The following is a 26,403-nucleotide window of genomic DNA, read 5'->3' as shown; positions in this document are numbered from 1 at the left end:
TTATTTATCTGTATTAGATCTAGGTAACTTTACCAAAATGGAAAGAGCTGTCAGAAAATTCTGCCAGCTCCATCCCACTAAAAAACTACTTTTCAAACTGATTTTTAGAAACTGAAATTTTCAGATATCAGGATAGCTGTCTTCCTGATCTGTCACACAATCAAATATAAAATTTCTATTTTCCTTTTCAGGTAGTTCATTTCTGATCTATGAAATTTCTTTTATTTTTTAATCACTTTTTTCGATACAGAAGTTCCGTTCTTTAAAATTCCCTGTAATATATATGTTCCTTCAGGCAGACCTGAAATATCAATATCCTTTCTGTTTTCAGCAGACAGAATTACTTTTCCATCCAAAGAGTGAACTGTTATTTTTTTAATATCTTCTTTTGATTTTAAGGTAACAAGATCTGCACTCGGATTCGGATATACTGTAATATCTGATGGGATGTTCTTTGTTTCCAGAGTTGATAAAGATCCGGGAACAAGATAAGACAGTAATTTTGTAGTGTTGGTATTTCCATTAAAAGTAGCAGTATTGATCGTAAAGCTCAACACAACTCCTTCATTCTGGCTGATCCACTGATAAGACTCAACGATATAGGTTGCCGGTGGTAATCCCGGAATGGTTTGTGTAGCTGATCTCATTCTTTTAACCCTCATTACGTTGGAAAACGTCCCAACAGGAGTAATGACTGTTCCATAACCATCCGCAACGAAAGATACCTGCCCTGATTCACTCATGCTACTGGTCGCAGAAACTCCATTGAACTGATAGTTGTCATCAAATTGCTGCTGATAAGTAATTGGAAACTTATATTCAATTAACGGATCGGTATAGGTTGAGGTTCCTTCCCCAACACTTGGTCCGGAATAAGTTCCGAGCATCGTTGCTTCGGTATCTGTCATAGCGGTGAAATCATAAACTTCTGCCTGTGCCGGTTTGGTAATTCTGTTAGCTCCGGAAAACCTGAAACAGTTGGCCTGCCCCGGGCAGACATTGGTAGTGTAGGTAATAACATTCACTGCGCTGTACGCAGAAAAGTCCCAGGTGATATTCGCGCCTGCAGGTCCTGCATTGATGGAAGCAGCAGTAAAATCACCAGACCTGAATGTAGCAGGTACATTGATACGGTCTACTCCTGCTCTCGTTATTGAAGGCTGGGCGTAACCCATTACTCCGATAACAGCAAATAAAATAAAGTTTAGCTTTTTCATTTTTTTAAGTTTACTGAAGTGATTTATAATGAAATGTTTTCATGACAAATCTATATCTTACCTCAGCGATCATCAATCCTTAAAAAAAAGTATTTTTTTATCCTGAAAATCAGGTATTTTTTATATCAAAAGAAATCCTTATTTTAAGCACGGTCCATATTTGGAAAAAATACCGGGACTGCCTAAAAAGACAGTCCCGGATATTGCAAAAAAATATATTCTTTTGGAGAGTATCAGAATTTATAGATAAACGCGTTAATATTCATTCCGGCTCCTACAGAGGCAAACAAAACCACCTCATCTCTGCGGATCTGGTGCAAAGGAAGCTCTCCGTTTAAAATCATTTTCAGCAGAGAAGGGATAGTGGCAACGCTGCTGTTCCCTAATTTTTCAATTACCATCGGCATAATATTTTCCGGCATCGGCTTGTTATGAAGCTGGTAAAAACGTTTCACAATGGCTTCATCCATTTTCTCGTTTGCCTGATGAATAATAATCTTGTTGATATCATCAATGGAAAAACCGCTTTTTTCAAGACATAGCTTCATGGCTTCAGGTACATTTACGAGAGCAAATTCGTAGATCTTCCGGCCATCCATCTTGATATATTTTGTATCGGGACAGCTTTCATTATTATATGACTTTCCGAAATACAGATAATCTTTTTCATTGAGGGTGTACGAAGCAGACAAGTGAGCCTGTATACCGCAGTCATTATTGCAGGCTTCCAGAATAACAGCTCCCGCACCATCAGCATAAATCATACTGTCTCTGTCATGAATATCTACCACTCTGGAGAGCGTTTCTGCACCAATAACCAGGCAGCGTCTGGCAATTCCTGATTTTATAAAGGCATTAGCCTGTATTACTCCCTCTATCCATCCGGGGCAACCGAAAAGCACATCATAAGCTACACAAAAGTTATTTTTAATCTTTAAAAGATGTTTTACCCTGGCAGCCAGACTGGGAACTGTATCAGACTGAACTGTTCCGAAACGGACATCGCCAAAGTTATGGGCAAAGATGATGTAATCTAGGGTTTCAGGATCTATCTTTGAATCCTCTATAGCCTGCTGTGCAGCAATCAATCCTAAATCTGAGGTGACCTGATGGCTGGAGGCATATCTCCTTTCTTCTATTCCTGTGATCTCCTTAAGCTTTTGGGCAATAACGGCATTAGTCTCCTTTAATGATTCGCCGCTTTTATTGATAAAATGATGCTGATCAAAAAATAAATTAGTGATGGTTTCCGGCGGAATATAATTTCCTACTCCTATTATTTTGCTTGTCATGAAAGTTATATTCCCTTTTAATTCTTTTCGTTATTGAATTGAACTGGTTTATAAATATAACGTAAATTATCTCCATATTGTATCTGAATCAGAAATATATCACTTTATTTAATATCCTTCGCATATCACTTCCCTTTTTTATGAATGAATCTATTGATTAATTAAATGACTGTCTGAAACTTAGCGGTGTTTTATCTGTTTTCTTTTTGAAGAGCTTATTAAATGACTGCGGATGCCCGAATCCCAATGCATAAGCAACCTCTGATACTGAAAAGCTGGTTGAAGTAAGATACTCCTTTGCCTTTTCAATAAGCTTTTCATGAATATGCTGCTGGGCATTCTGTCCAGTAAGGTTACGAAGCATATCGCTCAGATAATGTGGTGAAAGATGAAGACTGGATGCCAGAAATTCCACCGTCGGAAGACCATTGGTAAGAGTTTCCTGCTGGTTGAAATAATTATCAAGAGTGGTTTCCATTTTAGACAGCAAATCACTTCCCACAGCTTTCCTTGTGATAAACTGTCTTTTATAAAACCGGTTGCTGTAATTCAGTAAAACTTCAATATAGGAGACAATCACATCCTGACTGATTTCGTCTATGGCTGTATTAAGCTCATTTTTTATATTGTCCAGAAGTCCGGTTATAATTGTTTTTTCCTGGTCAGAAAGGTGTAGAGCCTCATTGGTATCATAGGAAAAGAAACCGAATGTTTTAATTTTTTTTGCCAAAGGATAATTACGGATGAAGTCAGGATGTACCAATAATGTATACCCGCAGTACTCTGCTTCCGCATCCGTAGAAAGAATCTGTCCCGGTGATGTGAACATCATTCCTCCCTCATTAAAATCATAATATCCCTGGCCGTATCCCATCTTTCCGTTCTCTGAAAACTTGTAGGAGATCTTATAGAAATCCAGGAGAAAACTTCTGTTCAGCATTTCTTTATTAACCTTCATGTTGGAATTGTCTATCAAACTTACCAGTGGATGAAGCGGCTTGGGAAGCCGAAGCATGTTGTGCAGCTCTGATATGGATGAGATTTTAAGCGGAATATATTCTTTCTTTTCCATATGATAAAGATAAAAATTACAGGTTTAAAAACAGCATAAATGCCTGATTTATGCTGTTATATTCATAGATTTAGAGAAATTGTTTTCCAAGTTGTTCCCTGAACGCCTCATCTCCCAATTCAAGACGCTGTGCATATAGGGCTTTAGCATCTTCCCCGGCTACATACCTCAGTTTTTTCTTTCCATCTGTAGCTGCTTCATATACTACTTCTGCAATCTGTTCCGGAGAAGAAGCTGTTTCCATCATCCCTCCCATATTTGAAAACATGGTATTAAGCATGTCTTCGTAAGCCGGACTTACTGCTGAATCTAAGGATCGTCCTGCAAAATCCGTCTTAATTCCGCCCGGAGAAACTGTTTTAATGGTGATTCCGAATGGGTCAAGCTCAAAAGCCATACTCTCGCTCCAGCCTTCCAGAGCCCATTTGGTAGCATGATAAGTAGACCCGAAAGGAAAGGCGATCAATCCCCCAATAGATGTGGTAGAGATAAAAACCCCTTCATTTTTCTCTCTGAAATATGGAATAAAAGCCTGTGTAACGCGAATTACTCCCAAAAGATTAGTATCCAGCTGCTTCAGAATCTGTTCATCCGTTAATGCTTCCAGAGGTCCGATAAGACCATATCCTGCATTATTAAAAACCACATCCACTTCACCAAGATCCGTGGCTTTGCTTACTGTAGAACGGATCTGCTCCAGGTTAGTTACATCCAGCGGAAGAACCGTCACATTTTCTAATCCGGATAAATCTCCGGCAGCCTCAGTATTTCTCATCGTTGCGATAACTTTCCATCCTCTGCTTTGAAATAAATGCGCAACTGCTTTTCCTAATCCTGTTGAAGCACCTGTTATAAAAATTGTTTTCATTTTATTTTTGTATTTAAATTACAGGACAAAGTTCTTCAAAAAGAAAAAGTAAGGAGTTGCCAAAACGGGGAAACATGTAGCCAAAACGGACTTCCATTCTCTTCTTTTCTTTCAGCAGTTTTTTGTAAGTTTGCTCATCATGACAGCAGCCTATATTCTTGAAAATACCAGCATCAGCACACTTTCTGTGTATGATCTTCTGAAACATACCGAAAGCAGCATATTTATAGAAATCAGGGATTTTCATGATGTATATCCGCTTGCCATTGAAAATAATACGGGTGTATTTACGAAGAAAACCCTCCTTGATTTTCCTTCTGTTTCCGTCAGCCAGATCGGAAGTTCACTGGTCAGTACCTGCAGCTGCGGTCGCACCAGGAATAAACTCTGTGAACACCAGACAGAAATCATCCATAGTATTTTAGAGGTCAATTCTTTTAAGGTCTTTTTTGATCCCTTCATCCGAAGAAAGCTGCTGCTTTCCAAAGCAAAAAATTACGGGCTGGACCGTGAACCTGACCTTGATGTTTATTTCCGGCTTGAATATCTTGACGGGAAAATTGAGGTACATCCCAGAATCAAAGAAATGCTTCCCATAGATGAACATGCTTTCAAGCAGCATCTGCTGCCACAGCGTCCTTCTCTTATCAACGAGCTTGCCCTTCAGGAAACAGGCAGGAAAAAGATACTGGTCATTGGCAGGCACCGTTATTATAATCATCTGAATTTTTCTCTGATGGAAGCAGAGACTACTCAAAACGGAAAGATAAAAAACCCGGTACATACTGTGGATATCATGCCACTGATCTGGAAAGCAGAGGAATCTTCCGAGATCAGGTTTTATACCGCAGTCTCTTCTTTTCAGAATAACTACAGTGAGGATTACACAACCTCGGAACTGGATGCTCTCAGATTAATTGTTCACAACCCTCTTAATCTTGATGTCTATTATCATGACAAAGACCTTTCAGAAACTCTGTCTGCAAAGTCACTTATCCCTGTAAAGCTTGAGATCCTGCAAGGCGAAATTCAGCTGAATGTCTTTAAAAAAGATCCGTTTTATGAAATTACAGGAGAGCTTCTGTTCAATGATGCTTCTGTACCTTTTAAAAATGTAGTACTCCGGAATGAATGTTTCGTTTACAGTAAAAACACCTTCTGTTTTGTGGATCATCCGGATATGTTAAGGGTTATTAAGTTCTTTAAAGCTAATCATGAGATCCTTCTGGTTCATTCTTCAAAATATGAAGAATTCATGCAGACGGTGCTTTCTTCTCTTGAACAGATTATCCATATCAATTACAGCTATATACGCCCTGCAACACAAGTACAGCTTGAAGAAAAAAAATATCAGACCGAAAGGGTCATCTATCTTCGTGAACAGGGAAATTATATTGCCATAACTCCCGTCATGAAGTATAGAATGGCAGAAGTCCCGGTGTACTCAAAAAAACAGCTTTTTGATACGGATCAGAATGGCAATCCTTTTAAAGTGAGCAGGAACGAACATGCCGAGGCACGCTTTACTTCTCTGGTTATGCAGCAGCACCCTGAATTTGAAGAACAGATGAGCGGATACGAATATTTTTACCTTCACAGGGATAAATTTCTGGATGAACACTGGTTTCTTAATGCATTTGAAACCTGGCAGAATGAGGGCATAGTGATTTTAGGCTTTAATGAACTAAAAAATAATAAGCTCAATCCTAACCGGGCAAAGGTCAATATACGGATCACCAGCGGCGTGGACTGGTTCAATGCAAAGCTGAAAGTAAGTTTCGGAGAGAAAGATGCAGCTTTAAAGCAGCTTCACAGGGCAATCCGGAACAAAAGCAGATTTGTACAGCTTGATGACGGTACACAGGGAATTCTTCCTGAGGAATGGATCAGCCGTATTTCCGCTTATTTTCAGGCAGGAGAAATTAATGAGGAGATGCTAAGATTCCCTAAGATCAATTTTACAGAAGTTTCTTCACTCTTTGAAAAAGAGGTATTAAGTGAAGAGGTACAGCAGGAAATTGCTTCGTATTCGTTTCAGTTTTCATCTGTTAAAAATATTCCTCAGATTGAGATTCCTGATGGATTACATGCTGTATTAAGGGACTATCAGCATGACGGGCTGAACTGGCTGAGTTTTCTGGACGAATTTAATTTCGGAGGGTGCCTGGCTGATGATATGGGACTTGGAAAAACCATTCAGATTATTGCCTTTATTCTGGCTCAGAGGGAAAAACGGGGCTTCAAAACCCATCTGATAGTAGTCCCTACCTCTCTCCTTTTTAACTGGCAGGAAGAGATCAGAAAATTTGCCCCTACTCTAAAGGTACTGGTCCATTATGGCTCTGACCGAGCAAAAACCACAGACCATATGACTGATTATGACATTGTGCTTACCAGCTATGGGATGATGCTTTCCGACATTCGTTTCCTGAAGAACTTTGATTTCAGCTGTATTTTCCTTGATGAATCACAGACAATTAAGAATCCTGATTCTGAACGATACAAAGCAGCCCGCCTTCTGCAATCAAGAAACAGGTTTGTCCTTACCGGAACCCCAGTTGAAAACAATACGTTTGATCTTTACAGCCAGCTATCTTTTGCCTGTCCCGGACTGTTGGGGAGCAAACAGTATTTCAAGGACATTTATGCCGTTCCTATTGACAAATTTGAGTACAGCAAACGCGCCATGGAGCTTCAGAAGAAAATACAGCCGTTTATCCTCCGCAGGACCAAAAAACAGGTTGCCAAAGAGCTTCCTGAGAAAACAGAAATGGTGATTTACTGTGAAATGAATAGTGAGCAGCGAAAGATTTATGATGCTTATGAAAGAGAGCTTCGTGAGTTTATAGCAGCCAATGATGACGATGAGCTAAACAAGAACAGTATGCATGTTCTTACCGGACTGACCAGACTCCGGCAGATCTGTAATTCACCTATTCTTTTGAAAGAGGGGTATTCCGGTGAACATTCAGTGAAAACAGAAATCCTGATGGAACAGATTGAAAGTAAATCAAAAGATCATAAAATTCTTGTATTCTCCCAGTTTGTAGAGATGCTGGATCTCTTGAAAACCGAACTTGAAGAACGTAATATATCTTTTGAATACCTTACCGGGCAAACCAAAAACCGCGGTAAAGCAGTCAAAAACTTCCAGGAAAAAGAAAATGTGCGCGTCTTTCTGATCAGCTTAAAGGCCGGAGGAGTTGGGCTTAACCTTACGGAAGCTGATTATATCTACCTGGTAGATCCGTGGTGGAATCCTGCGGCAGAAAACCAGGCCATTGACAGAAGCTATCGTATCGGGCAGACCAAAAATGTTATTGCAGTCCGGCTGATTTGCACCAATACCGTTGAGGAAAAAATATTGACTCTGCAGAAGAAAAAGAATGAACTGGCTCAAAATCTTATTAAAACAGATGGTGCAGGTATTCAGAAGCTTTCCAAAAACGATCTGCTGGATATTTTAGATTCAAAATGATGATAAAAATTTCGGGCATTCCGTTCTGGAATGCCCGAAATTTTTTATGATTAAGGGTATATAATCTTTTTATCCAGCTCAACAGGATTGTTAAACCTTTTGATGTCCTGTTTCATTCTCTCATTCACTTCTCTTCTATTGGCTGCATTTACTTTTGTTCCGTCGTTCAGGAAGAACTGATCTCCCTGCGCTCCGTTCCTGATGAAATTAATCGGAGAATCATAGAATGCAAGTTTCGTTGATTTGTATTTTTCCCAGGTAACCGGTACACTTTTTTCCCTCGACATGTCAATAAACATATTTTTAACCGGCTTATCCAGTTTAACGGACTTAACCAGCTCAAATTTATAATTGTTTTTATTATCGTAAAGCTCTACAATCAGCCCCGGCAGGCCATGGAATTTATAAGGACCTTCCTGAAAAGGAATATCCTTGGCAAACCAGGCTGTCCATTCTCTTCCACCATAGCTTGTTGTTGCTTTCTGAAGCTGAAGATCCTTTACTTTTTTACTTTCTCCCGTGAGCTTCCATTGCTGGGTATCTTTAGTCTGAAGCTTTAAAACGGTATCTTCCATAAGGTCATATTCATCATAATTTTCACTACCTGTTTTATGATAGATGATGCTGGAAGTATTCAGTTTGGTATCTTTGGGAAACTGAAGGTTATTGGTGATCAGAGAATCTGCAATAAAGAAATCCCTTTGGTAATATTCTACTTTTTCAGGATGGATATCCAGGTGAAAATTCTCTTTGGTAAGGACTTCTGAATCTGCGTCTTTTTTGTAAACGACATCGTAAATGAATCGGTGTGTCTGGGCTTTGCCCCAAAAGCCGGCAGCCATAACTGCCATAAGTACTGTTTTCTTCATGTTATTATTTTTCCCGTTAACAATCGCCTGAAAGACAGAACAGGATATTTGTAAGTCATCTTTTACAGACGGCCTGATCATAAATTCATGGCTTTTAATTTTCTGTAAAATAACTTCAATTTTTCAACAGACGAAAACGCCGGAAATATAAAGTTTTGATAAATTTCAGGAATAAAATGTTAAAAGGAACAGGAATGTTTTAACAATTACCCACCGGAAGCACATTTTAGTTAAAAGTCTCTTAAATACAGGTGTTTCGGCGGTCTCTTATTTTGATAAAGAAAAAACCGACAGAATATGGCCTGCCGGTTTAAAAAAACAAAAATTGATATGGATATGATTTAGATATATGTTTATTTTTTTATGATTTTTTCGGTTATAACCTTATGATCTTTAGTCCGGATTTTTATCAGGTAGGTTCCCGCAGCCAATCCCTCTGTGCTTATCACAGCAGAGTTTCCTTCCAGAAGCTTTCGTCCGGCGAGATCATATACTTCGTATTGATTCAGTCCTCCTTCCGTTCTTATGGTTACAGAACCGGTTGTCGGGTTAGGGAATATTTTTACTGCCGCTTTTTTTGATACTTCTGTGGTAGCAAGATTTTCTGCCTGCACATTGACGGTATAATCCTCCACCTGTCCTATGAACCATCCTGACGGACACGGAAGATTTTCCAATGTTCCCATCCCCGAACTTGATTCATATGCTTTTACCAGTCTGAAACGGGTTAGGCCCAGCAAGGCATCAGAAGGAATCATAATTGTTCCTGAAGCCACTCCTGACTGCACATGATTCACAGGATCAGAATTGTCTAAATATCCCAGATTAAATACTTCATCGGCATCAAATATATTGTCGTGATTAAGGTCTATATAGGCATATGCTGAAACAGTGGCCTGGCCATGAGTTCCTCCTGTAATTGAGATCAGATAAGAGCTGCCTCTCTTCACATCAAATATAATATCTGTAAAATTTTCCAGCACCTCTGAATTTCCGTCGATATTGCTGTCATTGCTTTTCCCGGCAAATTCTACTCTGCCTATTTCGCTTACCGTATGAGAGCTTATATTTTCAGTTCCGCAGTATGGTGCCGGGAAACCTGCATTACTGCCGGAGATCATAACGGTATAGTCTTCTGCCTGCCCCGACCTTAAATTGTTATCACATGCTGTATTGATAGAATTAGGTGCATTCGGATCCGAATAAGCTGCTGTATTATTATTTTTAAGCACTCTCATTCTTGTTGCTCCTGAAGAAGCGTTTACCGGCACTGTTACCGTTCCTGTCAACGTAAAAGCATTAGCTGGATTTGCTGCTGCAAGTCTGCCGATATAAAAGCTTTCTCCGGCATCATTAAAACTCCCATTCTGATTGAAATCTATAAAAATAACCACATCACTCGGAAATGTACCGGAAGGACCTTTCACAGATACTGGATAGCTGTTACCAGCCTGCAGATCTGTAGATATTGAGGTAAAATCTTCATATATTGGGGTAGTTCCTGATTGAAACGGTGATGTATTATTGATATTTCCAAAGCTGACATGGGTAATCATGTTGCTGTCTGCCCCATATTGAAATGCAGGACTGCAGTATTGCGCGTCCATCATCATATAAAACAGCACAGCTGCAAGAGTAGATAATCTTTTCATGTATTCTTTAATTTTCCTGAAACAAAATTATATTTATTTAGAATTAATAAAAATAATAACATGATGATATTTGTCACTTTTGAAACATTATCAGGATAATTAATTAAACAAAATAATTTATAAGATTAAAAACTAAAATATTAATAAATACTCAAGGAATAACCACCCCATACAAAGAAAATTCTCAACCTGCTTAATCCTTGAGGTTAAAAATATTTAACACACTGATTTTATTAATTTGTGACAGGATCTACCATCCCTATCCATAAAAACTATGGGGTCTGTTGGAATATTTATGCAATGAAATCACGCAGTTTTATTTATTGCAGTTTTTACAGACTGACTGTGTAGATTTTGACTAAAGCCGGCTGGATCCGCAGATATTTACCGGTATTTTATCTCACAGATTATGCGGGATAAGTATTTTTAATAAAGTGTACTTTTAAGCCCTTGACAGTTGATCCAGTTTTTTAAGTAATGTCGGAATTCTGTACGGCCCATGCATTTGTTCCACTTTCTTCAGGATTTCATCAGAATCAGCACCTTTTACGGTAAGAAATAAGGGAGATTTGCTTTCCCCACGGAATATGGTTCTCCGTAAAGAATCCGGAGCTGCAAAACCGTTTTTTGCGATTCCGATAATAGGATATTTCTGTTCCAGGGCATCGTACAGATATCCCCCCAATCCTATTTTCCCGTCATTATCCAAGGTAACATAACCGTCTACAATGATGAGATCTCCTTTCTTCAGGGGTATTTTCTTCAGCAGACTGAGAATGCAGGGAAGCTCTCTTTTGTAAAAAGCTCCACTTTCATAATCAGAACTGATTTCTGTTTTTTCGGTAAAAATTTCAGATTCTTTTTCAGAAGTCCAGTCTTCAAATGCAATACATACCGTATTGGCATGATCCTCATAATAGTAGGTATCAAACGCGTAAATCATAATATCTTAACTTAAAAGAATTCACCAAAATGCCATAAAATCCCGGACGGATCATGAACGAAGCATTCTTTCCCCCACTCCAACGTTCTTACCGGAGTAAGTCTGGTTCCTTTATATTTTTCAGTAAAATTCAAAGCCTGAAGTTCTTTATAAAAGCTATCTGTATTTTCCACTTCCATAAAAACCATGGTATTATCTATCCAGTCTTTGGCATAATAATCCTGTAGATAAAAAGCAGTTTCCTCTTTTATAAATAAGGACAATTTAGGTTCTAAGACGAATTCTTCAAATCCCAGATCTTTATAAAAGTTACGGCTTATTTCGAAGTTTTCAGCACCGATAAACGGGCGGATTGACTTGATTTTCTGTTTCATTGTTTTTTATTGTTCCAGGTTGACCAGTCCATTTCAAAACGGATTTCACCTTTTCCGTGCACTCCATTTTGTTTCCATCCTGATTTTCTGTAAAATGTTTCGGTCCTCATACAGAAATACAGTATGGAATCTGCATTTCTGTAATTCAACCTAAAGTTATTTTTTATCTACAACTATTCTTTCTGCTCTGTTGGCTATTTCCCAGGCTGTTGCAAAAACAAGCTGGGTTCTTTTTTCCAGCAAAGGATAATCAATTTTATCCGGATCATCTGTAGGACGGTGATAGTCTTCATGAATTCCGTCGAAGTAGAATGCTACCGGAACGTTATTTTTAGCAAAGTTATAGTGATCTGAACGATAGTACAGCTGCTGGGGGTCATTCGGATCATCATATTTATAGTTCAGCTCCAGATTATTGGTTCTCTTATTTGCTTCTTCATTGATTACTTTAAGCTGGGAGCTCAGCATTTCGGAACCAATTACATACACATATTGTTTACCCCTGTTATCCGGATCATCACGCCCTATCATGTCTATATTAAGATCTACAACTGTATTCGCCAATGGGAAGACCGGATTGCTGGTATAATAATCTGACCCGAACAGGCCATGCTCTTCTCCTGTTACATGAAGAAACAGGATGGATCTCTTAGGTCCTTTTCCTGCTTTTTTAGCTTCCTGGAAAGCTTTTGCAATCTGCATTACAGCCACGGTACCGCTTCCGTCATCATCAGCACCGTTATATACAACACCATTTTTGGTTCCCACATGGTCATAATGTGCAGAAATCACTACAATTTCTTCCGGTTTTTCACTTCCTTCAATAAATGCCAGAATATTTTCTGAATCCGGGAGATTTCCACCGCCTCTTTTCTTCATAAATTCCGATGGCACTTTCTGATAATAGGACCCGAGTGCTTTAGGATATGATATTCCCAGGCCTTTATAATAGTTGATCATATACTCACCCGCTTTTTTCTGCCCCGGGCTGCCAGTATCTCTTCCTCCCATTTCATCAGAAGCAATAACATATAAGTTTTTCTTTAATTCATCTGCTTTAATAAACTTATAGGCAGAAAGAAAAGCTTTATCACCTTTAGCAGAAGAGGAAGACTGAGCCGGCGCTCCTTCAGCCGTTTTTGCCGTTCCGCAGCTCACCAGTACAGCAGCAGAAAATAACGGTATAAGTAGTTTTTTCATAAAAAATTATTTGCCTAAAAATAACAAATTTTATTTAACCGGGATGATAATCCCTACAATTTGGCTTTATTCAGGGGAATTATGATAATACAGTGTATTTTCATTTCTGCTCAAACCAAGACAGATTTAAAATATAAACAACAAAAACCATAATCAACAACACAAATCGTATTAAAATATTCTTTCAGATAAAAATATGATATCAATTTTATTATATTTGAATTAAATACAGAATAGATGGAAAAAATTTACGGGTTTACTCATTATTCATTTTTCACAGAAATGTCTGATCTTGCTTCCAGACACAATAGTTTTGATCTTTCTCTCGGGCTTCCTGATTTTGACATTGACAGCCGTCTGAAAATATTTCTCAAAGAAGCTGCAGAGCATGACAGTCATCAGTATGAGCCCCTGGCAGGCAATCCGCTCCTTATCAAAAATATTATACAGTTTAATAAACTGCGAAAAAACAGCATTAAACTTAAAGACAACGAAGTTACAATTATTCCATGTGCAACCTTTGCTTTACATACTGCTCTAAAATCTATTCTGAATCAGGAAGATGAAGTCATCATCATACAGCCTTCTTATTATACGTACGGACCCTCTGTAGTGATCAACGGAGGAACTCCTGTCTATTATGACCTTGACGAGAATTTTGCTATAGACTGGGAAAAGTTTCAAACATGTATTTCCCAAAAAACAAAAGCAGTCATCGTTAATTCCCCGCAGAATCCTACCGGAAAAATTTGGAAACAAAACGACTGGCAGCAGCTGTACGAGCTGATTAAAGATCAGGAAATTTATCTGATTTCAGAAGAGATTTACGACACCTACTGTTATGACGGCATCGAACATTACAGTTCATTGCTGCATCCGGAGCTTAAAAACAGAACGTTTTGTATTTTTTCCTTTGGAAAAATGTTTCATACCTCCGGCTGGAAAGTGAGCTATTTGGTAGCGTCTGAAGATCTGACTTCAAAATTCAGATGCCACCAGCAGTATATTTCTTATAGCGCCAATGCCCCGGCACAATATGCGCTGGCAAAATATCTGGAAATCTTTGACCCGTCTGAAAACCAGAGACTGATGCAGAAGAAGAGAGATCTTTTTTATGAGATGGCTCAAAACACCCCTTTCGAAACTCTAGAGAAGGCAGAAGGCAGTGTTTTTCAAATTGTTAATTTCAGAAATATTTCCAAAACGATGACCGATGTAGAGTTTTCCAAATGGCTGACTGTTGAAAAGAAAACAGCCTGCCTTCCTCTTTCTGCATTTTATCACTCCAAACAGAATTCAGATTATATACGGTTTAGCTTTGCCAAAAAAGATGAAGTGATTATTCAGGCAATGGAATACCTTAGAAAGAATCTTTAATCCCTTTATTTCATATAAAACATACCAACAAGATTGGTATGTTTTCCTCTTATAAATGTTTTGCAGATTAAATAACCTTTAATTCATATAATAAAAGGTAATGAAATCTTTCAAATCACTAAAAAAGACACCACAAATGCGGTGTCTTATAGTATATTTTATCTTTTTAGTTACAGAGCCAGAACCCTTACATCAATTCTTCTGTTTTTAGCTTTACATTCATCGGTATCATTGGCAGCGCATACGGGATGCTGTGAACCATAGCCATCCGCTTCTATCCTGTCTGACGGAATTCCTAATTCCAGAAGCTTAAGTTTTGCCGTCTGAGCTCTCAGGTTAGATAGTTTCAGATTGCTTTCTTCATTTCCGGTATTGTCTGTATATCCGCCTAATTTAATCTTAAGATCCGGATAAGCATTTAAGAGCTCTGCAAGATTGTTCAGTTGTATTTCAGATCCTGCTTTCAGGTCGCTTGACCCGGTTTCAAAGTAAAGGTTTTCAATAGTATACCAGATATTAGGATCCAATATAGATTGATCTTTTTTATTTACTGCATTATACAGCTGGTACAGTTTGCTTCCTTCACCCACAGATATTGTTTTGCCGCCTTTCAGCTTAATTTCCTGCATATTTCCGGTATCATATACAAAATCACCGTTTTCATTAAGGTGGCCTTTAATTTCTCCGGAAGCTGCCGGAATAACCTGAAGATCAGCATGAGCTGTTGAAGTACCTGCACCGGAAATGCCGGTTAAGCTTTCCAGTTTAGCCTTTCTGTTAGCTTCTATCTTATCTTTATGCAGTACTGCCAGCGTTGGAGCAATTACCAATGAAACAATGGACATCAGCTTGATCAGGATGTTCATAGACGGTCCGGAAGTATCTTTAAAAGGATCCCCCACCGTATCTCCGGTTACAGAAGCTTTATGGGGTTCTGAACCTTTATAGTAGGTCTGCCCATTGATATCCACTCCTTTTTCAAAAGATTTTTTAGCATTATCCCAGGCACCGCCGGCATTATTCTGGAACATCCCCATCAGAACCCCACAAACAGTAGCTCCTGCCAGAAAACCTCCTAATACTTCAGGTCCGAAGATAAAACCAATCAGCAATGGGGATACAATGGCGATAGCGCCCGGAAGCATCATTTTCCTGATGGAAGCATCGGTAGAAATTGCGACGCATTTTTCATATTCAGGCTGTGCTTTTCCTTCCAGAATTCCCGGAATTTCACGGAACTGTCTTCTTACCTCTTCCACCATCGCCATAGCTGCCTGCCCTACTGCTGTGATAGCCAGAGATGAGAATATAAAAGGGATCATTCCCCCGACAAATAATCCAGCCAGAACATCTGCCTTGTAAATATCAATACCATCGATTCCTGCAATTCCTACGAAAGCTGCAAATAAGGCCAGTGCTGTTAAGGCTGCAGAAGCAATGGCAAATCCTTTACCTGTAGCCGCGGTTGTATTTCCCACTGCATCCAGGATATCTGTTTTTTCACGTACTTCTTTCGGAAGCTCACTCATTTCAGCGATACCTCCGGCGTTATCAGCAATTGGCCCGAATGCATCAATTGCAAGCTGCATGGCTGTTGTTGCCATCATACCGGCAGCGGCAATCGCTACCCCATATAGTCCGGCACATAAGTAAGACCCATAAATTCCCCCTGCAAGCACAATAATCGGAAGCAACGTAGATTCCATTCCTACGGAAAGACCACCGATAATGTTCGTTGCATGTCCTGTGGAAGACTGTCTCACAATACTGGAAACGGGTCTTTTCCCCATGGCTGTATAATATTCTGTAATAATACTCATTAAAGTACCCACAACCAGACCTACCATTATTGCTCCGAAAACACCCATTTTTGTAAATTCATGTCCTCTGAGGGTCATGGTTTCCGGAAGTGTATAGGTTACCAAAAAATAAGATGCTATGGCAGTAATCACAATACTTCCCCAATTCCCCAGATTCAGGGCATTCTGAACAGAGGATGTAGATGCCCCTTCATTATCGTTGATTCTTACGAATAAGGTTCCTATCATTGAGAATATAATTCCGGTTCCTGCAATAAGCATCGGCAGAAGAATAGGTGCAAATCCACCGAAAGCATCATCGGAAACAGTTTCTCTTCCTAAAACCATGGTTGCCAGTACAGTGGCTACGTAAGAGCCAAATAAATCGGCCCCCATCCCTGCTACGTCTCCTACGTTATCTCCTACATTATCTGCAATGGTAGCCGGGTTTCTTGGGTCATCTTCCGGAATTCCCGCTTCTACCTTGCCAACCAGGTCAGCCCCAACGTCTGCTGCTTTTGTATAGATACCACCTCCCACTCTGGCAAAAAGGGCAATAGATTCTGCACCTAAAGAAAATCCGGTGAGAATTTCAATGGTTCGTTCCATTTCATGGGAATCTACAGTAGCTTCCGGAGCAAAAATCTGTTTAATAATCAGAAATAAGGCTCCCAGACCTAAAACAGCCAGCCCGGCCACACCCATTCCCATCACAGAACCTCCGGTAAAGGATACTTTAAGTGCTTTTGACAGGGATGTTTTTGCGGCTTCTGCGGTTCTCACATTGGCTTTTGTTGCGATCTTCATTCCAATAAATCCTGCCAATGCTGAAAATATAGCCCCTACAGCAAAAGCAATACCGATACTCCAATGGGAATTGGCATTACTGGAACCCATTACAGCCAGAAGGATGGCCACTACTACTACGAAATACGTTAAAATCTTGTACTCGGCCTTTAGAAAAGCCATTGCACCGTCAGCGATATGTCCGCTGATTGTTTTCATTTTTTCATTTCCGGCATTTTGCCTGCTTACCCAATTGCTCTGCAAAAAAGTATACAACAGCGCGACAACACCAAAAATTGGCACTAACACAAATAGATCCATAGTTTAATATTTTTTTGGTAATAGAAAATTAAATATAATAAATAATTACCACTAAAACATCAAAAAAAATCAATTGTTTAAATCTTCAACCCTATAAAGACACACGATCAGTTCTCTGTAAACGGGCAATAAAAAAGGATAAACGAAGAATCGTTTACCCTTTTTATAGGATGAAAATCAGAGGATATTATCCCCCAAATTTATTTGCATAGTCTGTTTGGGAGGCTTTGATCACTTTTTTAGCGTGCTCTGCTCCGTAAATTTCATGGATTCTGCATTTTGCAGGCTCATCCGGCAGATTTTTATAGGTAAGGAAGTAGTGCATCAATCTCTTTACTTCAGCTTCAGGAAGCTCAGAAATATCTCTGAAATGTCCGAAAGCATGGTCTCCGATCATTACGGCAACGATTTTGTCATCAGCTTCTCCTCCGTCAATCATTTTGAACCCACCGATTGGGATCGCTTCCATTAATAATCCTCCTGAATGGATATTATGCGAGCTTAATACACAAATATCAAGCGGATCATGATCTCCCATGGTTACATCATCTGCACCTGCTTCTACCGCAAGTTTCATTACTTCATTATGGCAGTATGTTCTTGGAACAAAACCATATAAAGCAGGGATAATATTGGAAAATTTCTGAGGCCTGTCTACCTTCAAAAATCCTGTTTCTTTGTCAACTTCATATTTAATGGTATCTGAAGGAACGATTTCCACAAATACGTTTACAACATTTGGCGCATCTTCTCCCGCAGTAATTCCGTGCCATGGATGTGCTTTAAAATTTGGAATCATTATTTTATCTGTTATTTTTTAAGTTATTATTAAAATTTCTCTTCGAAGGTCTTCTATTGTAGCTGCAATATAGTCTTCACTTTCCATATAATTCATGATGAAAATGGTCTTGAATTCATCCAGACTGGCATTCCCCTTCAACCCTTCATATGTTTTGTGAAGCAGGTCAATCACAGCATTCTTAGAATCTACAATATTCTTCCACGAGTTTTTTGTCAGATAAAGCTGTTGTGAAGAGTTGTATTCAAATTCTTCGTTGATTGCTTTTTCGGTAAGGAAAATAAATTCATGAACAGCAAGATCTTTATCAAATTTCTGAATGAGATTGGAAGGTTTCATTCTTTCCAGAAACAGTGTCATTCTTTCATAAGAATGGGTTTTGTTTTCTGTATTCGATTTAACGGAAAGAAGTTTGATCTCCTGATTTTTAAGGGTGATGTACGAATGTACAAACTGCCTAAGCAAAACCAGAAAAGGAATTGCAATGATTAATGCAAAGGCATAAGGTAAATATCCTGAAAAACTAGTCATAATTTTAGACTGCAAAATTACTAATTATTTTCCGGGTTCTAAAGATTTTTTGCATATATCCGTCATGGAAATTTTTTAAATCTTATGCAGGAAAATAACTCTCAGGAATTGAGATAGATAAACAAAAAAACAGCCGGGTAAATCCGGCTGTCTGTTCAGTTATTTTTTAATAACTTTTTTAGTGACTTTTTCTTTACCTGAACTCAGTTCAACTAAATATGCCCCCTGTTTTAATTCGCTTATATCAAAGCCATTACGTACAATAGCTAATACTGACATACCCGGTCTGTTAATCATCAGTCTTCCCGAAAGATCATAAACTGCTACAGATATCTTTTCGCCGGTATTGATTTTTTCAAGGTTTTTAAAATAAATAAGTCCTGATGACGGATTAGGATACACTTCAACAGCCAGCAGGTTATTATCCGCGATCTGAACCTCTGACAGTTTATTGTTTTTTTCTGTTTCAGAAGCTTTATTAGCCACCGGCGCGAAGGTATAACATGAATTATCACCAATATAAAGATAATTTGATTTTCCTGTATCCGGCGCCAGTAAAACATTAGTGTCCAGAAGGATATAATCTTTTGCTTTAACAGTAATCTCAGACTGCTGTACAAATGACTGATCTTTTATTCTTACTTTCTGAGGAGAATTAATCAGCTCAAAACTGTACCTGTTAAAATCCCTGCCTGAAACCAGCATCTCGCCTCCGTTTGCAGGATTCATCTGCCAGGCCAGTTTAGTAGATTTTCCTGCATCAATTCTTCCCGCTCCCATCCTTCCGGCGTATGGAAGGTTCTCCGGAATAGTATCAAGATCTGATGCTCCCAATTTCAGAAGAGATTCTGCTTCATCTGGATTCAGACAGTTATTGGCTGCAAATAATAAAGCGACAACTCCTGATACCTGCGGGGCTGATAAAGAAGTTCCCCACGCACCTCCATAAGATGAGTCACTTTCTGCAGTCGCTCCCAGAACATTAAATCCTGAAGCAAACACATCTACCTTGTCATTAACACGGTTAATAGTAGCCGGATCTCCGATGTTATGTTCTACCCGATCTCTCCATATCAAAGGGATGTTATTGTAAGTAAAGCCAACATCTTCATGCCCCACAGTAGAGACACTGATTACATGATTATAACTTGCGGGATATACATGAGTAAACGGACCTCCGCATGTGGATGAATTTCCAGCTGCTGCAATAATTACAGTTCCATTGGCATGTATCTCATCAATAACACTCTGCTCAACAATACTTGGGGCACAAGTGCCATTGTGCCAGCTGGCGTTAACTACCCGGGCGCCATTTTTTGATAATGTCAATAAATGATTAACATTATTAATCGTCATTACTTTAAAAAGTACAGAAGAATTAAATCCTGTGCCGGGAATTCCTTTACCATTATCAGTATTAGCTGCCGCATGGCTTGCCACTGCTGTTCCATGAGAATCCGAGTAGTTATATGTATCCAGGCTGGTTACTTTTCCAGCAAGATCCTCATGGGTTAACCTAATGGCTGTGTCGCATATTCCGATCTTGATATTAGGATCTCCATGAGTATAATCCCAGGCACTGGTTATATTGATGAGATCAAGACTTTTTCGGGGTTCTGAACTTCCAATAGGGTAATGATAATCATTTGGAGTATATAATACTTCCGGATTACGGGTTTCTTCTACCAGAGGAAAGTATCTGCTGAATCTTTTTAAATCCTCGAAAACTTCACTTTTATTAACCTCCAGAAGATATATTCTCTGCAAAAATGGGGTTACTGCCAGGGGAAAAGCTTTTTCAAATCTATAGATTTCATATTTTGTCAAAACTTCTGTAACAGATCGGTCGGTATGTTCTAAAAACAGGTTTTTACCGCTGCTTTTTATTTTAGGAACATTTTCACTGCCTGCAATTTCTATATAGTATGCTTTATGCTGAGCAAAAGATAAGGCAGACCATAAAGAAAATGCAGCAATTAATACTTTATTTTTCATACTGCTGTATTTTATTTTTCAGTTCCTTAATTTCTTTACTCTGCTGAATCATATATAACGTTAATTCTTCCACTTTTTTAAGCAGGAGAATATTCATTTCTTTCAGCTCTACTCCGTTTTTAATAGCTTCTTCTGTGGTAGGAACTTCCGGAAGATGGCCATTTTCATTGATAAACTGATCCAGTTCATTCAAGGGCATCAGCTTATAATCTTTTTCGAAGACGTAATCTGCCCAGCCGTTGTCTGCTGCAATGTCAACTTTTACTTTTTCAGTTCTGATTCCGTTTTTTACAAATAATCTATAATCATTACAGTCCGGACAGTTTAAAGCAAAACTTGAAGGACCGAGAATCATTTTTCCATTTGATTTTACGGATAGAAGACTTTCAAAAGGGCCATTGAGGCTTGTAATTCCAGTGATATCAAAAACTCCGGGATTATTAGGCTGGTACTGTTTATAGGAAAGCCAGGCCAAAGAGGAACCATTCCCTACATTGGATCCTGTATTGATGATTTGAAATGAATCCAAACCTGTATCAGAAACAAATTGGGACCTCCCCTGCACCTTAAAGATATAATTGACATCCGGAGCTGCATTGATGCCTACATTTCCTTTCGCACTAATCCTCATCCGTTCAATATTCGCTGTTTTTATAACCAGATCCTGTTCATCTCTTGTTCCGATATACTCTTTTCCCGGAGTGGTTCCTCCATTTCCGGTTAAAGTCCATGATGTTTGGGCATTTGAGAATGCTGCCATAGCAAGAGCTGCCACAATGAGAGTTTTTTTCATGATGATTAAATTTAAGTTTTATGGTTTATTGAGTTTTTATAGTATGAATATACAACTATTTACTTTACAAAAGCTTTGCACAATAAAAAAATCACAATTTTGTGAAAGTCAGATTATAGAATAATAAATTTGGATTCCCTATGGAATAAGAAAATTTTCGATAGCCAAAAACATATGCTCTATTGAAAAATTCTAACGGAAAAGAAAACAGATTTTACAGGCCAGGGTAATTTCCTGTGTTGAAAATTATCTAAGAAAACCTCTTGAGAAATTTATTTTCAATAATACCATATTCATGAAGTTCTGCTCCAAAACTTTTGAAAAAAACCTGAATTCCCCGGATATTACTTCCCATAAAATTGAATGTTTTCTCATGAATATACAGATTCAGAATCCTGTCAATGACAAAAGAAGCGCCGTTTTCATTTTTATATTTTTCATCATTCACTAAACTCAATAACGAGAATTGTTCCTTATCTGCAACCAGCACGGCTAAACTGATCAGTTTATCATTAAAATAAGCTCCGGAAAGCTTAAGAGCATTATTTTCTGAAAGAAATAAAATATAATTTTTAAGCTTTTGCCAATCCGATTCTTTGGAAAGTCCTTTTAAATTGCTTCTAAAAAAAAGAATGCTCTCATCATTAAGTTCAATTTCCTTATATTGAAGATGCTGCGCCATTTTGGCGGTAGATTTTCTTCCTTTGAAATATTTTTTTCTTCTTAAAAGAACGTAATCAGAAATGGGAATAATATAGTTTTTTCTTTTCTCGGGTTCAACCGAAAAGCTATTGTACTGATTAAATGAATAAAGGAAAAGTATATATTTCTTTTTTAAAAACTGCAAAAACAGATCATTGATCCCTGAATCATCCGCTTTTGAAAAAACTCCAAGCTGCTGGCAAAAAAGCGGCATATTAACAAAATTAATCCCTATTTTTCTATCTATATGAACGGGCATTACTGCTTCATAATCTCCATAAACCAAAATGTGCCAGCTGCCTGAAAGCTGATCTAAAATTTCCTTTCGGGCATACCAGTTTTTCTGTTCAGAATTTTCCAGGCACTTTGTATATTTTACGAAATCAATCTCGTTATATTTCACTCTTCTAATCATAATAATCCATCGTCTGAGAAACTAAAGTATGAATTCTGTGTAATTATAATATGGTCTAAAAGCTGAATACTCAGTGTTTTTCCTGCTTCTTTTATTTTTTGGGTAATATGTATATCTTCTTTACTCGGCCTGATGCTTCCTGAAGGATGATTATGGGCAATAATGATCCCTGTTGAAAAATGGTCCAGAGCGGTCTTGAATAGTATTCTTACATCTACAACTGACTGGCTTATGCCACCTTGGGTGAGCTGGGCAATATGAATGACTTTATTACTTTGGTTGAGAAATATTCCCCAAAATTCTTCGGTTCTCAGATCGGACAGCTGGTTCTTCAATAAAAGATAGGCATCATTACTATTTACCACCACTGCTCTTTCCGGAATTTCCTGAACTGCTCTTCTTCTCGCAATCTCTAAGGCTGCAATGATAGAAATGGACTTAGCTTCTCCTATCCCCTTAAACTTCATCAGCTCTTTATTAGAAAGCTGGCTTAGCTGGTGCCAGCTGTTGTTTACTGAAGAAAGAATTTTTCTGGCCAGCTCTACTGCCGTTTCATCTTTGCTTCCGCTTCCCATAATAATAGCCAGCAATTCAGAATCAGAAAGTGAATTTCGGCCTTTCAGCAAAAATTTCTCTCTGGGTCTGTCATCTTCGGCAAGAAGTTTTATGGGCATTTTTAAAGGTTTAATTAATGAATAATAGAGGTTTAATAGAAAGCATATAAAATAACCGGATATTTAGACTGGTCAAGATATTTTGCTGTCTCATTGAAAGCATTTACCGAAAGCATCGGACATCCTAAACTTAAACAGGCGGGGGCGGACGATTCTTTATCCGGAACACATTCCAGGGAATGAAGTACAATGGCCCGTTCCATAGCTCTGCTGTTGGAGGCATCAAGACCATTCATCCTGTAGGCCTTGCCAAATTTCCCGGTATAGCTCTGCAGAATTTCATATTTCCCAAGCGAAGATTGGTAGGATCCTTCTGTATTGCTGAAGGCAAGAGTCTCTGAGTTTCTGATGACAGAGCCGGAACCATGAGAAACGATTGCTTTCTGTAGTATTTTACTGTTTTTCAGATCATATACAAAGTAGCGGTATTTTCCTGAATAGGTTTTAAAATTGATGAAAACAGCGATATCCTGATTGTAGTTTTTACCTTTCAGAAATCTTTTAATTTCCAAAATTTTATCTTCCGGAATTCCTCCGGAACCGGGAGTTGCCTGTGACTCAAATCTGGCACAGGAAATGGTAAAAAGAAACAGGAATAGTATTTTTTTCATCAGTAAAAAACAGGTTTATTCTATGATCATCCCGTCTTTCATCACCAACTTCCGGTCAGTAATTTCAGCAAGCCCCGGGTTATGGGTAACAATCACAAAAGTCTGGTTGTATTTATCTCTAAGGTCAAAAAATAATCGGTGAAGGTCATCAGCATTTTTTGAATCCAGATTCCCTGTAGGTTCGTCTGCAAAAATAATCTTAGGGGAATTGATCAAAGCTCTGGCCACAGCAACTCTCTGTGCTTCTCCTCCTGACAGCTGATTAGGTTTGTGATGAAGTCTCTGTTCTATCCTAAGATCTTCAAATAAGGCATATGCTTTCTCAAGGGCTTCTTTTTCATTCGCTCCTCCTATTTTTGTTGGAAGCAGAACGTTTTCTAAGGCGGTAAATTCCGGAAGAAGCTGATGGAACTGAAATACAAAACCAATGTTCTGATTTCTGAATTTGGAAAGCTGCTTATCATTCATATTGATGAAAGATTCCCCGGCAATAGATATTTCTGTACCAAATTTATTAGAATTGGTTGGAAGATCCAATGTTCCCAAAATCTGAAGCAGTGTAGATTTCCCTGCTCCTGATTCGCCAACAATAGACACAACTTCACCTGTTTTAATGTGAATATCAACTCCTTTCAGTACTTCTAGATTCCCATATGATTTATGGATATTCCTTGCTCTAATCATGATTCAAAAATAGTGAATAAACATAAATATACGAAATGTTTCAAAACAAACATTCCAATTTATTTTTTACAAGATTTAAGTGAATATTATCTTAATAATTCATTAGGATTTTTGAGTATTTCCTTACATTCTGTTATTTCACTTTATGAATTTCCACAGAGAATCTTTTATCATCATTGTATTTTCCCATACTTCTATCTGTACATTAGAAATTCCAGGTCTGCAGACTATAAAAATCCCAAACAAAAAAGCCTCCCGACTGGGAGGCTTCAATATTTTCAGTTTAGAAAATTACAGTAACAAAGTTAACGGACTTTCTAAATAGGTTCTTAATGTCTGTAAGAACTGAGCACCAGTGGCACCGTCTACTACTCTGTGGTCACAGGCCAGGGAAAGTTTCATGGTGTTTCCTACAACAATCTGACCGTCCTTAACAATTGGTTTTTCGATGATTGCTCCTACTGAAAGGATTGCAGAGTTCGGCTGGTTGATGATGCTTGTAAATGTTTCTATTCCGAACATTCCCAAGTTGGAGATAGAGAATGTGGAACCTTCCATTTCATTGGCTTTAAGGCCTTTATTTTTCGCTCTTGAAGCCATATCTTTTACCGCTGCTGATATCTGAGTATAGTTCATCTGATCTGTATTCTTCAGTACAGGAACCACTAATCCGTCCGGAATAGCCACCGCTACACCGATATTGATATTTCCTCTGTGAATGATCTTGTCACCTGCCCAGCTTGAATTTACCTGCGGATGTTTTCTTAAAGCAATTGCAGTTGCCTTAATAATCATATCATTGAAAGAAATTTTGGTATCAGGAATGGAGTTGATCTCTTTTCTTGCCTCAATAGCCTTATCCATATTGATTTCCACCATCAGGTAATAGTGAGGTGCAGAGAACTTACTTTCAGAAAGACGTTTTGCAATGACGTTTCTTACCTGTGAGTTTGGTGTCTCCGTATCTTCACCCTGAACAAAGCTTACAGCAAGCTGGGCAGCAGCACCTGCAGCCGGAGCTGAAGCAGCTGGTTTTGCGGCAGGCTGATAGTTTTCAATATCTTTTTTAACGATTCTTCCGTTTTCTCCTGAACCCTGAATATCGTGGATATCCACTCCTTTATCCTGAGCCATTTTCTTAGCTAGAGGGGAGATTGCTACTCTGTCAGAAGATGATGAGCTTACAGCCGGAGCCGATTTTTCCTCAGCTTTAGCTTCAGTTTTTTGTTCAGCAGGTTTGTCTGATGACTGGGAAGCAGCTTTCGGAGCTCCTACACCTGAAACATCTGTTCCTTCAGGACCAATAATTGCTAAAACTGAATCAACCGGAGCTGCTCCGCCTTCTTCCACGCCTTGCTTCAATAATACCCCGTTGAATTCAGATTCAAAATCCTGTACTGCTTTATCGGTTTCAATTTCCGCAAGAAGATCACCTTCTTTTACGGTATCACCTACCTTTTTATGCCATTTAGCTACTTTACCTTCTGTCATTGTATCAGAAAGTCTTGGCATGGTAATCACTTCTACCCCAGCCGGAGTTTCTGTTACAGTCTGCTCAGCAGATGCAGGAGTTTCTGTTTTAGGCTCTTCTGATTTTTTTTCTTCTGAGCCAGCATTGGGAGCAGCAGCAGCTCCTCCTGTTAATCCTGAAATATCTTCTCCTTCATTTCCGATAATAGCCAAAACAGAATCTACAGCAGCTGCACCACCTTCTTCTACACCTACGTATAAAAGAGTTCCTTCTACTTCAGATTCGAAATCCTGAACAGCTTTATCTGTTTCAATTTCAGCTAAAATATCTCCTTCTTTTACTTTATCACCTACTTTTTTATGCCATTTCGCCACTTTACCTTCCGTCATAGTGTCGGAAAGGCGGGGCATCGTAATTACTTCTGCCATAATTTATATTGATTTGAGATTCGAGATTTGAGATTTGAGAATTCGGAAATTT

21 protein-coding genes are annotated in these 26,403 nt (G+C 38.6%); 2 read left to right on the top strand and 19 right to left on the bottom strand.

Going from position 1 to position 26,403, the window contains the following annotated elements:
• Positions 1 to 221: 221 nt before the first annotated feature.
• From AOB46_RS10910 to AOB46_RS10895, 4 genes are all read right to left on the bottom strand, one after another.
• A complete protein-coding gene (locus AOB46_RS10910; RefSeq protein WP_062699208.1) occupies positions 222 to 1,217 on the bottom strand; it encodes a T9SS type A sorting domain-containing protein in 996 nt (331 codons plus the stop codon).
• Positions 1,218 to 1,450: 233 nt separating this feature from the next.
• The gene (locus AOB46_RS10905) at positions 1,451 to 2,509 is read right to left on the bottom strand and encodes a 3-oxoacyl-ACP synthase III family protein (RefSeq protein ID WP_062699206.1); all 1,059 of its coding nucleotides are present in this window, start codon (positions 2,507 to 2,509) and stop codon (positions 1,451 to 1,453) included.
• Between the two features lie 157 nt (positions 2,510 to 2,666).
• Positions 2,667 to 3,581: a helix-turn-helix domain-containing protein gene (locus AOB46_RS10900; RefSeq protein WP_062699204.1), complete on the bottom strand. Its 915-nt coding sequence runs from the start codon at positions 3,579 to 3,581 to the stop codon at positions 2,667 to 2,669.
• Between the two features lie 70 nt (positions 3,582 to 3,651).
• Complete coding sequence (locus AOB46_RS10895) at positions 3,652 to 4,449, bottom strand: SDR family oxidoreductase (protein ID WP_062699202.1); 798 nt, start codon at positions 4,447 to 4,449, stop codon at positions 3,652 to 3,654.
• 139 nt (positions 4,450 to 4,588) lie between these two features.
• Here AOB46_RS10895 and AOB46_RS10890 point away from each other — a divergent pair, with 139 nt between their 5' ends.
• Positions 4,589 to 7,927: a DEAD/DEAH box helicase gene (locus AOB46_RS10890; RefSeq protein WP_062699200.1), complete on the top strand. Its 3,339-nt coding sequence runs from the start codon at positions 4,589 to 4,591 to the stop codon at positions 7,925 to 7,927.
• 50 nt (positions 7,928 to 7,977) lie between these two features.
• On the opposite strand, the gene AOB46_RS10885 is transcribed toward AOB46_RS10890, so the two are convergent.
• The 5 genes from AOB46_RS10885 to AOB46_RS10865 form a co-directional block, all read right to left on the bottom strand.
• Entirely contained in the window at positions 7,978 to 8,796 is an 819-nt protein-coding gene (locus tag AOB46_RS10885; RefSeq protein ID WP_157845056.1) for a GLPGLI family protein, read from the bottom strand.
• 353 nt (positions 8,797 to 9,149) lie between these two features.
• Positions 9,150 to 10,448, bottom strand: coding sequence for a GEVED domain-containing protein (locus AOB46_RS10880; protein ID WP_062699196.1), 1,299 nt, complete (start codon positions 10,446 to 10,448; stop codon positions 9,150 to 9,152).
• A 442-nt stretch (positions 10,449 to 10,890) separates the two neighbouring features.
• Positions 10,891 to 11,391 (bottom strand): endonuclease V, encoded by a 501-nt coding sequence (locus AOB46_RS10875; RefSeq protein WP_062699194.1) that lies wholly within the window; start codon positions 11,389 to 11,391, stop codon positions 10,891 to 10,893.
• 11 nt (positions 11,392 to 11,402) lie between these two features.
• The gene (locus AOB46_RS10870; protein WP_062699193.1) at positions 11,403 to 11,765 is read right to left on the bottom strand and encodes a glyoxalase; all 363 of its coding nucleotides are present in this window, start codon (positions 11,763 to 11,765) and stop codon (positions 11,403 to 11,405) included.
• Positions 11,766 to 11,921: 156 nt separating this feature from the next.
• Complete coding sequence (locus AOB46_RS10865; RefSeq protein WP_062699191.1) at positions 11,922 to 12,965, bottom strand: M28 family metallopeptidase; 1,044 nt, start codon at positions 12,963 to 12,965, stop codon at positions 11,922 to 11,924.
• A gap of 237 nt (positions 12,966 to 13,202) precedes the next feature.
• On the opposite strand from AOB46_RS10865, the gene AOB46_RS10860 reads away from it, so the two are divergent.
• Positions 13,203 to 14,342 (top strand): aminotransferase class I/II-fold pyridoxal phosphate-dependent enzyme, encoded by a 1,140-nt coding sequence (locus tag AOB46_RS10860; protein ID WP_062699189.1) that lies wholly within the window; start codon positions 13,203 to 13,205, stop codon positions 14,340 to 14,342.
• A 170-nt stretch (positions 14,343 to 14,512) separates the two neighbouring features.
• Here the strand turns inward: AOB46_RS10860 and AOB46_RS10855 are convergent, their stop codons facing one another.
• The 10 genes from AOB46_RS10855 to AOB46_RS10805 all read right to left on the bottom strand — a co-directional run bounded on the left by AOB46_RS10855 (position 14,513) and on the right by AOB46_RS10805 (position 26,351).
• Positions 14,513 to 17,248, bottom strand: coding sequence for a sodium-translocating pyrophosphatase (locus AOB46_RS10855; RefSeq protein ID WP_062699187.1), 2,736 nt, complete (start codon positions 17,246 to 17,248; stop codon positions 14,513 to 14,515).
• A gap of 187 nt (positions 17,249 to 17,435) precedes the next feature.
• On the bottom strand, positions 17,436 to 18,047 hold the full coding sequence (locus tag AOB46_RS10850; RefSeq protein ID WP_062699185.1) for an inorganic pyrophosphatase: 612 nt from the start codon (positions 18,045 to 18,047) through the stop codon (positions 17,436 to 17,438).
• Positions 18,048 to 18,065: 18 nt separating this feature from the next.
• Positions 18,066 to 18,578, bottom strand: coding sequence for a hypothetical protein (locus AOB46_RS10845; protein ID WP_062699182.1), 513 nt, complete (start codon positions 18,576 to 18,578; stop codon positions 18,066 to 18,068).
• A 159-nt stretch (positions 18,579 to 18,737) separates the two neighbouring features.
• Entirely contained in the window at positions 18,738 to 20,573 is a 1,836-nt protein-coding gene (locus AOB46_RS10840; RefSeq protein WP_062699180.1) for a S8 family peptidase, read from the bottom strand.
• The gene (locus tag AOB46_RS10835) at positions 20,563 to 21,366 is read right to left on the bottom strand and encodes a hypothetical protein (RefSeq protein WP_062699179.1); all 804 of its coding nucleotides are present in this window, start codon (positions 21,364 to 21,366) and stop codon (positions 20,563 to 20,565) included. The genes AOB46_RS10840 and AOB46_RS10835 overlap by 11 nt, the downstream gene beginning before the upstream one ends.
• Before the next feature lie 250 nt (positions 21,367 to 21,616).
• Entirely contained in the window at positions 21,617 to 22,483 is an 867-nt protein-coding gene (locus AOB46_RS10830; protein WP_062699177.1) for a hypothetical protein, read from the bottom strand.
• Complete coding sequence (radC, locus tag AOB46_RS10825) at positions 22,480 to 23,157, bottom strand: RadC family protein (protein ID WP_062699175.1); 678 nt, start codon at positions 23,155 to 23,157, stop codon at positions 22,480 to 22,482. Before radC ends, AOB46_RS10830 begins: the two co-directional genes overlap by 4 nt.
• A 32-nt stretch (positions 23,158 to 23,189) precedes the next feature.
• Complete coding sequence (locus AOB46_RS10820; RefSeq protein ID WP_241489192.1) at positions 23,190 to 23,768, bottom strand: murein L,D-transpeptidase catalytic domain-containing protein; 579 nt, start codon at positions 23,766 to 23,768, stop codon at positions 23,190 to 23,192.
• A gap of 15 nt (positions 23,769 to 23,783) precedes the next feature.
• A complete protein-coding gene (locus AOB46_RS10815) occupies positions 23,784 to 24,452 on the bottom strand; it encodes an ABC transporter ATP-binding protein (protein ID WP_062699172.1) in 669 nt (222 codons plus the stop codon).
• A 291-nt stretch (positions 24,453 to 24,743) separates the two neighbouring features.
• Positions 24,744 to 26,351, bottom strand: coding sequence for a pyruvate dehydrogenase complex dihydrolipoamide acetyltransferase (locus AOB46_RS10805; RefSeq protein ID WP_062699167.1), 1,608 nt, complete (start codon positions 26,349 to 26,351; stop codon positions 24,744 to 24,746).
• Positions 26,352 to 26,403 lie beyond the last annotated feature (52 nt).

The sequence above is a fragment of the Chryseobacterium indologenes genome (genome assembly GCF_001295265.1).
In the GTDB taxonomy this organism is placed as follows: domain Bacteria; phylum Bacteroidota; class Bacteroidia; order Flavobacteriales; family Weeksellaceae; genus Chryseobacterium; species Chryseobacterium indologenes_A.
Note: the sequence above shows the minus strand (reverse complement) of the source record. Positions and strands in the feature narration are given on the sequence as shown.

What these genes read in the sequence shown, in the direction of transcription:
- AOB46_RS10910 (WP_062699208.1), bottom strand. Translation starts at nt 1,217, where the DNA reads ATGAAAAAGCTAAACTTTATTTTATTTGCTGTTATCGGAGTAATGGGT.
- AOB46_RS10905 (WP_062699206.1), bottom strand. Translation starts at nt 2,509, where the DNA reads ATGACAAGCAAAATAATAGGAGTAGGAAATTATATTCCGCCGGAAACC.
- AOB46_RS10900 (WP_062699204.1), bottom strand. Translation starts at nt 3,581, where the DNA reads ATGGAAAAGAAAGAATATATTCCGCTTAAAATCTCATCCATATCAGAG.
- AOB46_RS10895 (WP_062699202.1), bottom strand. Translation starts at nt 4,449, where the DNA reads ATGAAAACAATTTTTATAACAGGTGCTTCAACAGGATTAGGAAAAGCA.
- AOB46_RS10890 (WP_062699200.1), top strand. Translation starts at nt 4,589, where the DNA reads ATGACAGCAGCCTATATTCTTGAAAATACCAGCATCAGCACACTTTCT.
- AOB46_RS10885 (WP_157845056.1), bottom strand. Translation starts at nt 8,796, where the DNA reads ATGAAGAAAACAGTACTTATGGCAGTTATGGCTGCCGGCTTTTGGGGC.
- AOB46_RS10880 (WP_062699196.1), bottom strand. Translation starts at nt 10,448, where the DNA reads ATGAAAAGATTATCTACTCTTGCAGCTGTGCTGTTTTATATGATGATG.
- AOB46_RS10875 (WP_062699194.1), bottom strand. Translation starts at nt 11,391, where the DNA reads ATGATTTACGCGTTTGATACCTACTATTATGAGGATCATGCCAATACG.
- AOB46_RS10870 (WP_062699193.1), bottom strand. Translation starts at nt 11,765, where the DNA reads ATGAAACAGAAAATCAAGTCAATCCGCCCGTTTATCGGTGCTGAAAAC.
- AOB46_RS10865 (WP_062699191.1), bottom strand. Translation starts at nt 12,965, where the DNA reads ATGAAAAAACTACTTATACCGTTATTTTCTGCTGCTGTACTGGTGAGC.
- AOB46_RS10860 (WP_062699189.1), top strand. Translation starts at nt 13,203, where the DNA reads ATGGAAAAAATTTACGGGTTTACTCATTATTCATTTTTCACAGAAATG.
- AOB46_RS10855 (WP_062699187.1), bottom strand. Translation starts at nt 17,248, where the DNA reads ATGGATCTATTTGTGTTAGTGCCAATTTTTGGTGTTGTCGCGCTGTTG.
- AOB46_RS10850 (WP_062699185.1), bottom strand. Translation starts at nt 18,047, where the DNA reads ATGATTCCAAATTTTAAAGCACATCCATGGCACGGAATTACTGCGGGA.
- AOB46_RS10845 (WP_062699182.1), bottom strand. Translation starts at nt 18,578, where the DNA reads ATGACTAGTTTTTCAGGATATTTACCTTATGCCTTTGCATTAATCATT.
- AOB46_RS10840 (WP_062699180.1), bottom strand. Translation starts at nt 20,573, where the DNA reads ATGAAAAATAAAGTATTAATTGCTGCATTTTCTTTATGGTCTGCCTTA.
- AOB46_RS10835 (WP_062699179.1), bottom strand. Translation starts at nt 21,366, where the DNA reads ATGAAAAAAACTCTCATTGTGGCAGCTCTTGCTATGGCAGCATTCTCA.
- AOB46_RS10830 (WP_062699177.1), bottom strand. Translation starts at nt 22,483, where the DNA reads ATGATTAGAAGAGTGAAATATAACGAGATTGATTTCGTAAAATATACA.
- radC (WP_062699175.1), bottom strand. Translation starts at nt 23,157, where the DNA reads ATGCCCATAAAACTTCTTGCCGAAGATGACAGACCCAGAGAGAAATTT.
- AOB46_RS10820 (WP_241489192.1), bottom strand. Translation starts at nt 23,768, where the DNA reads ATGAAAAAAATACTATTCCTGTTTCTTTTTACCATTTCCTGTGCCAGA.
- AOB46_RS10815 (WP_062699172.1), bottom strand. Translation starts at nt 24,452, where the DNA reads ATGATTAGAGCAAGGAATATCCATAAATCATATGGGAATCTAGAAGTA.
- AOB46_RS10805 (WP_062699167.1), bottom strand. Translation starts at nt 26,351, where the DNA reads ATGGCAGAAGTAATTACGATGCCCCGCCTTTCCGACACTATGACGGAA.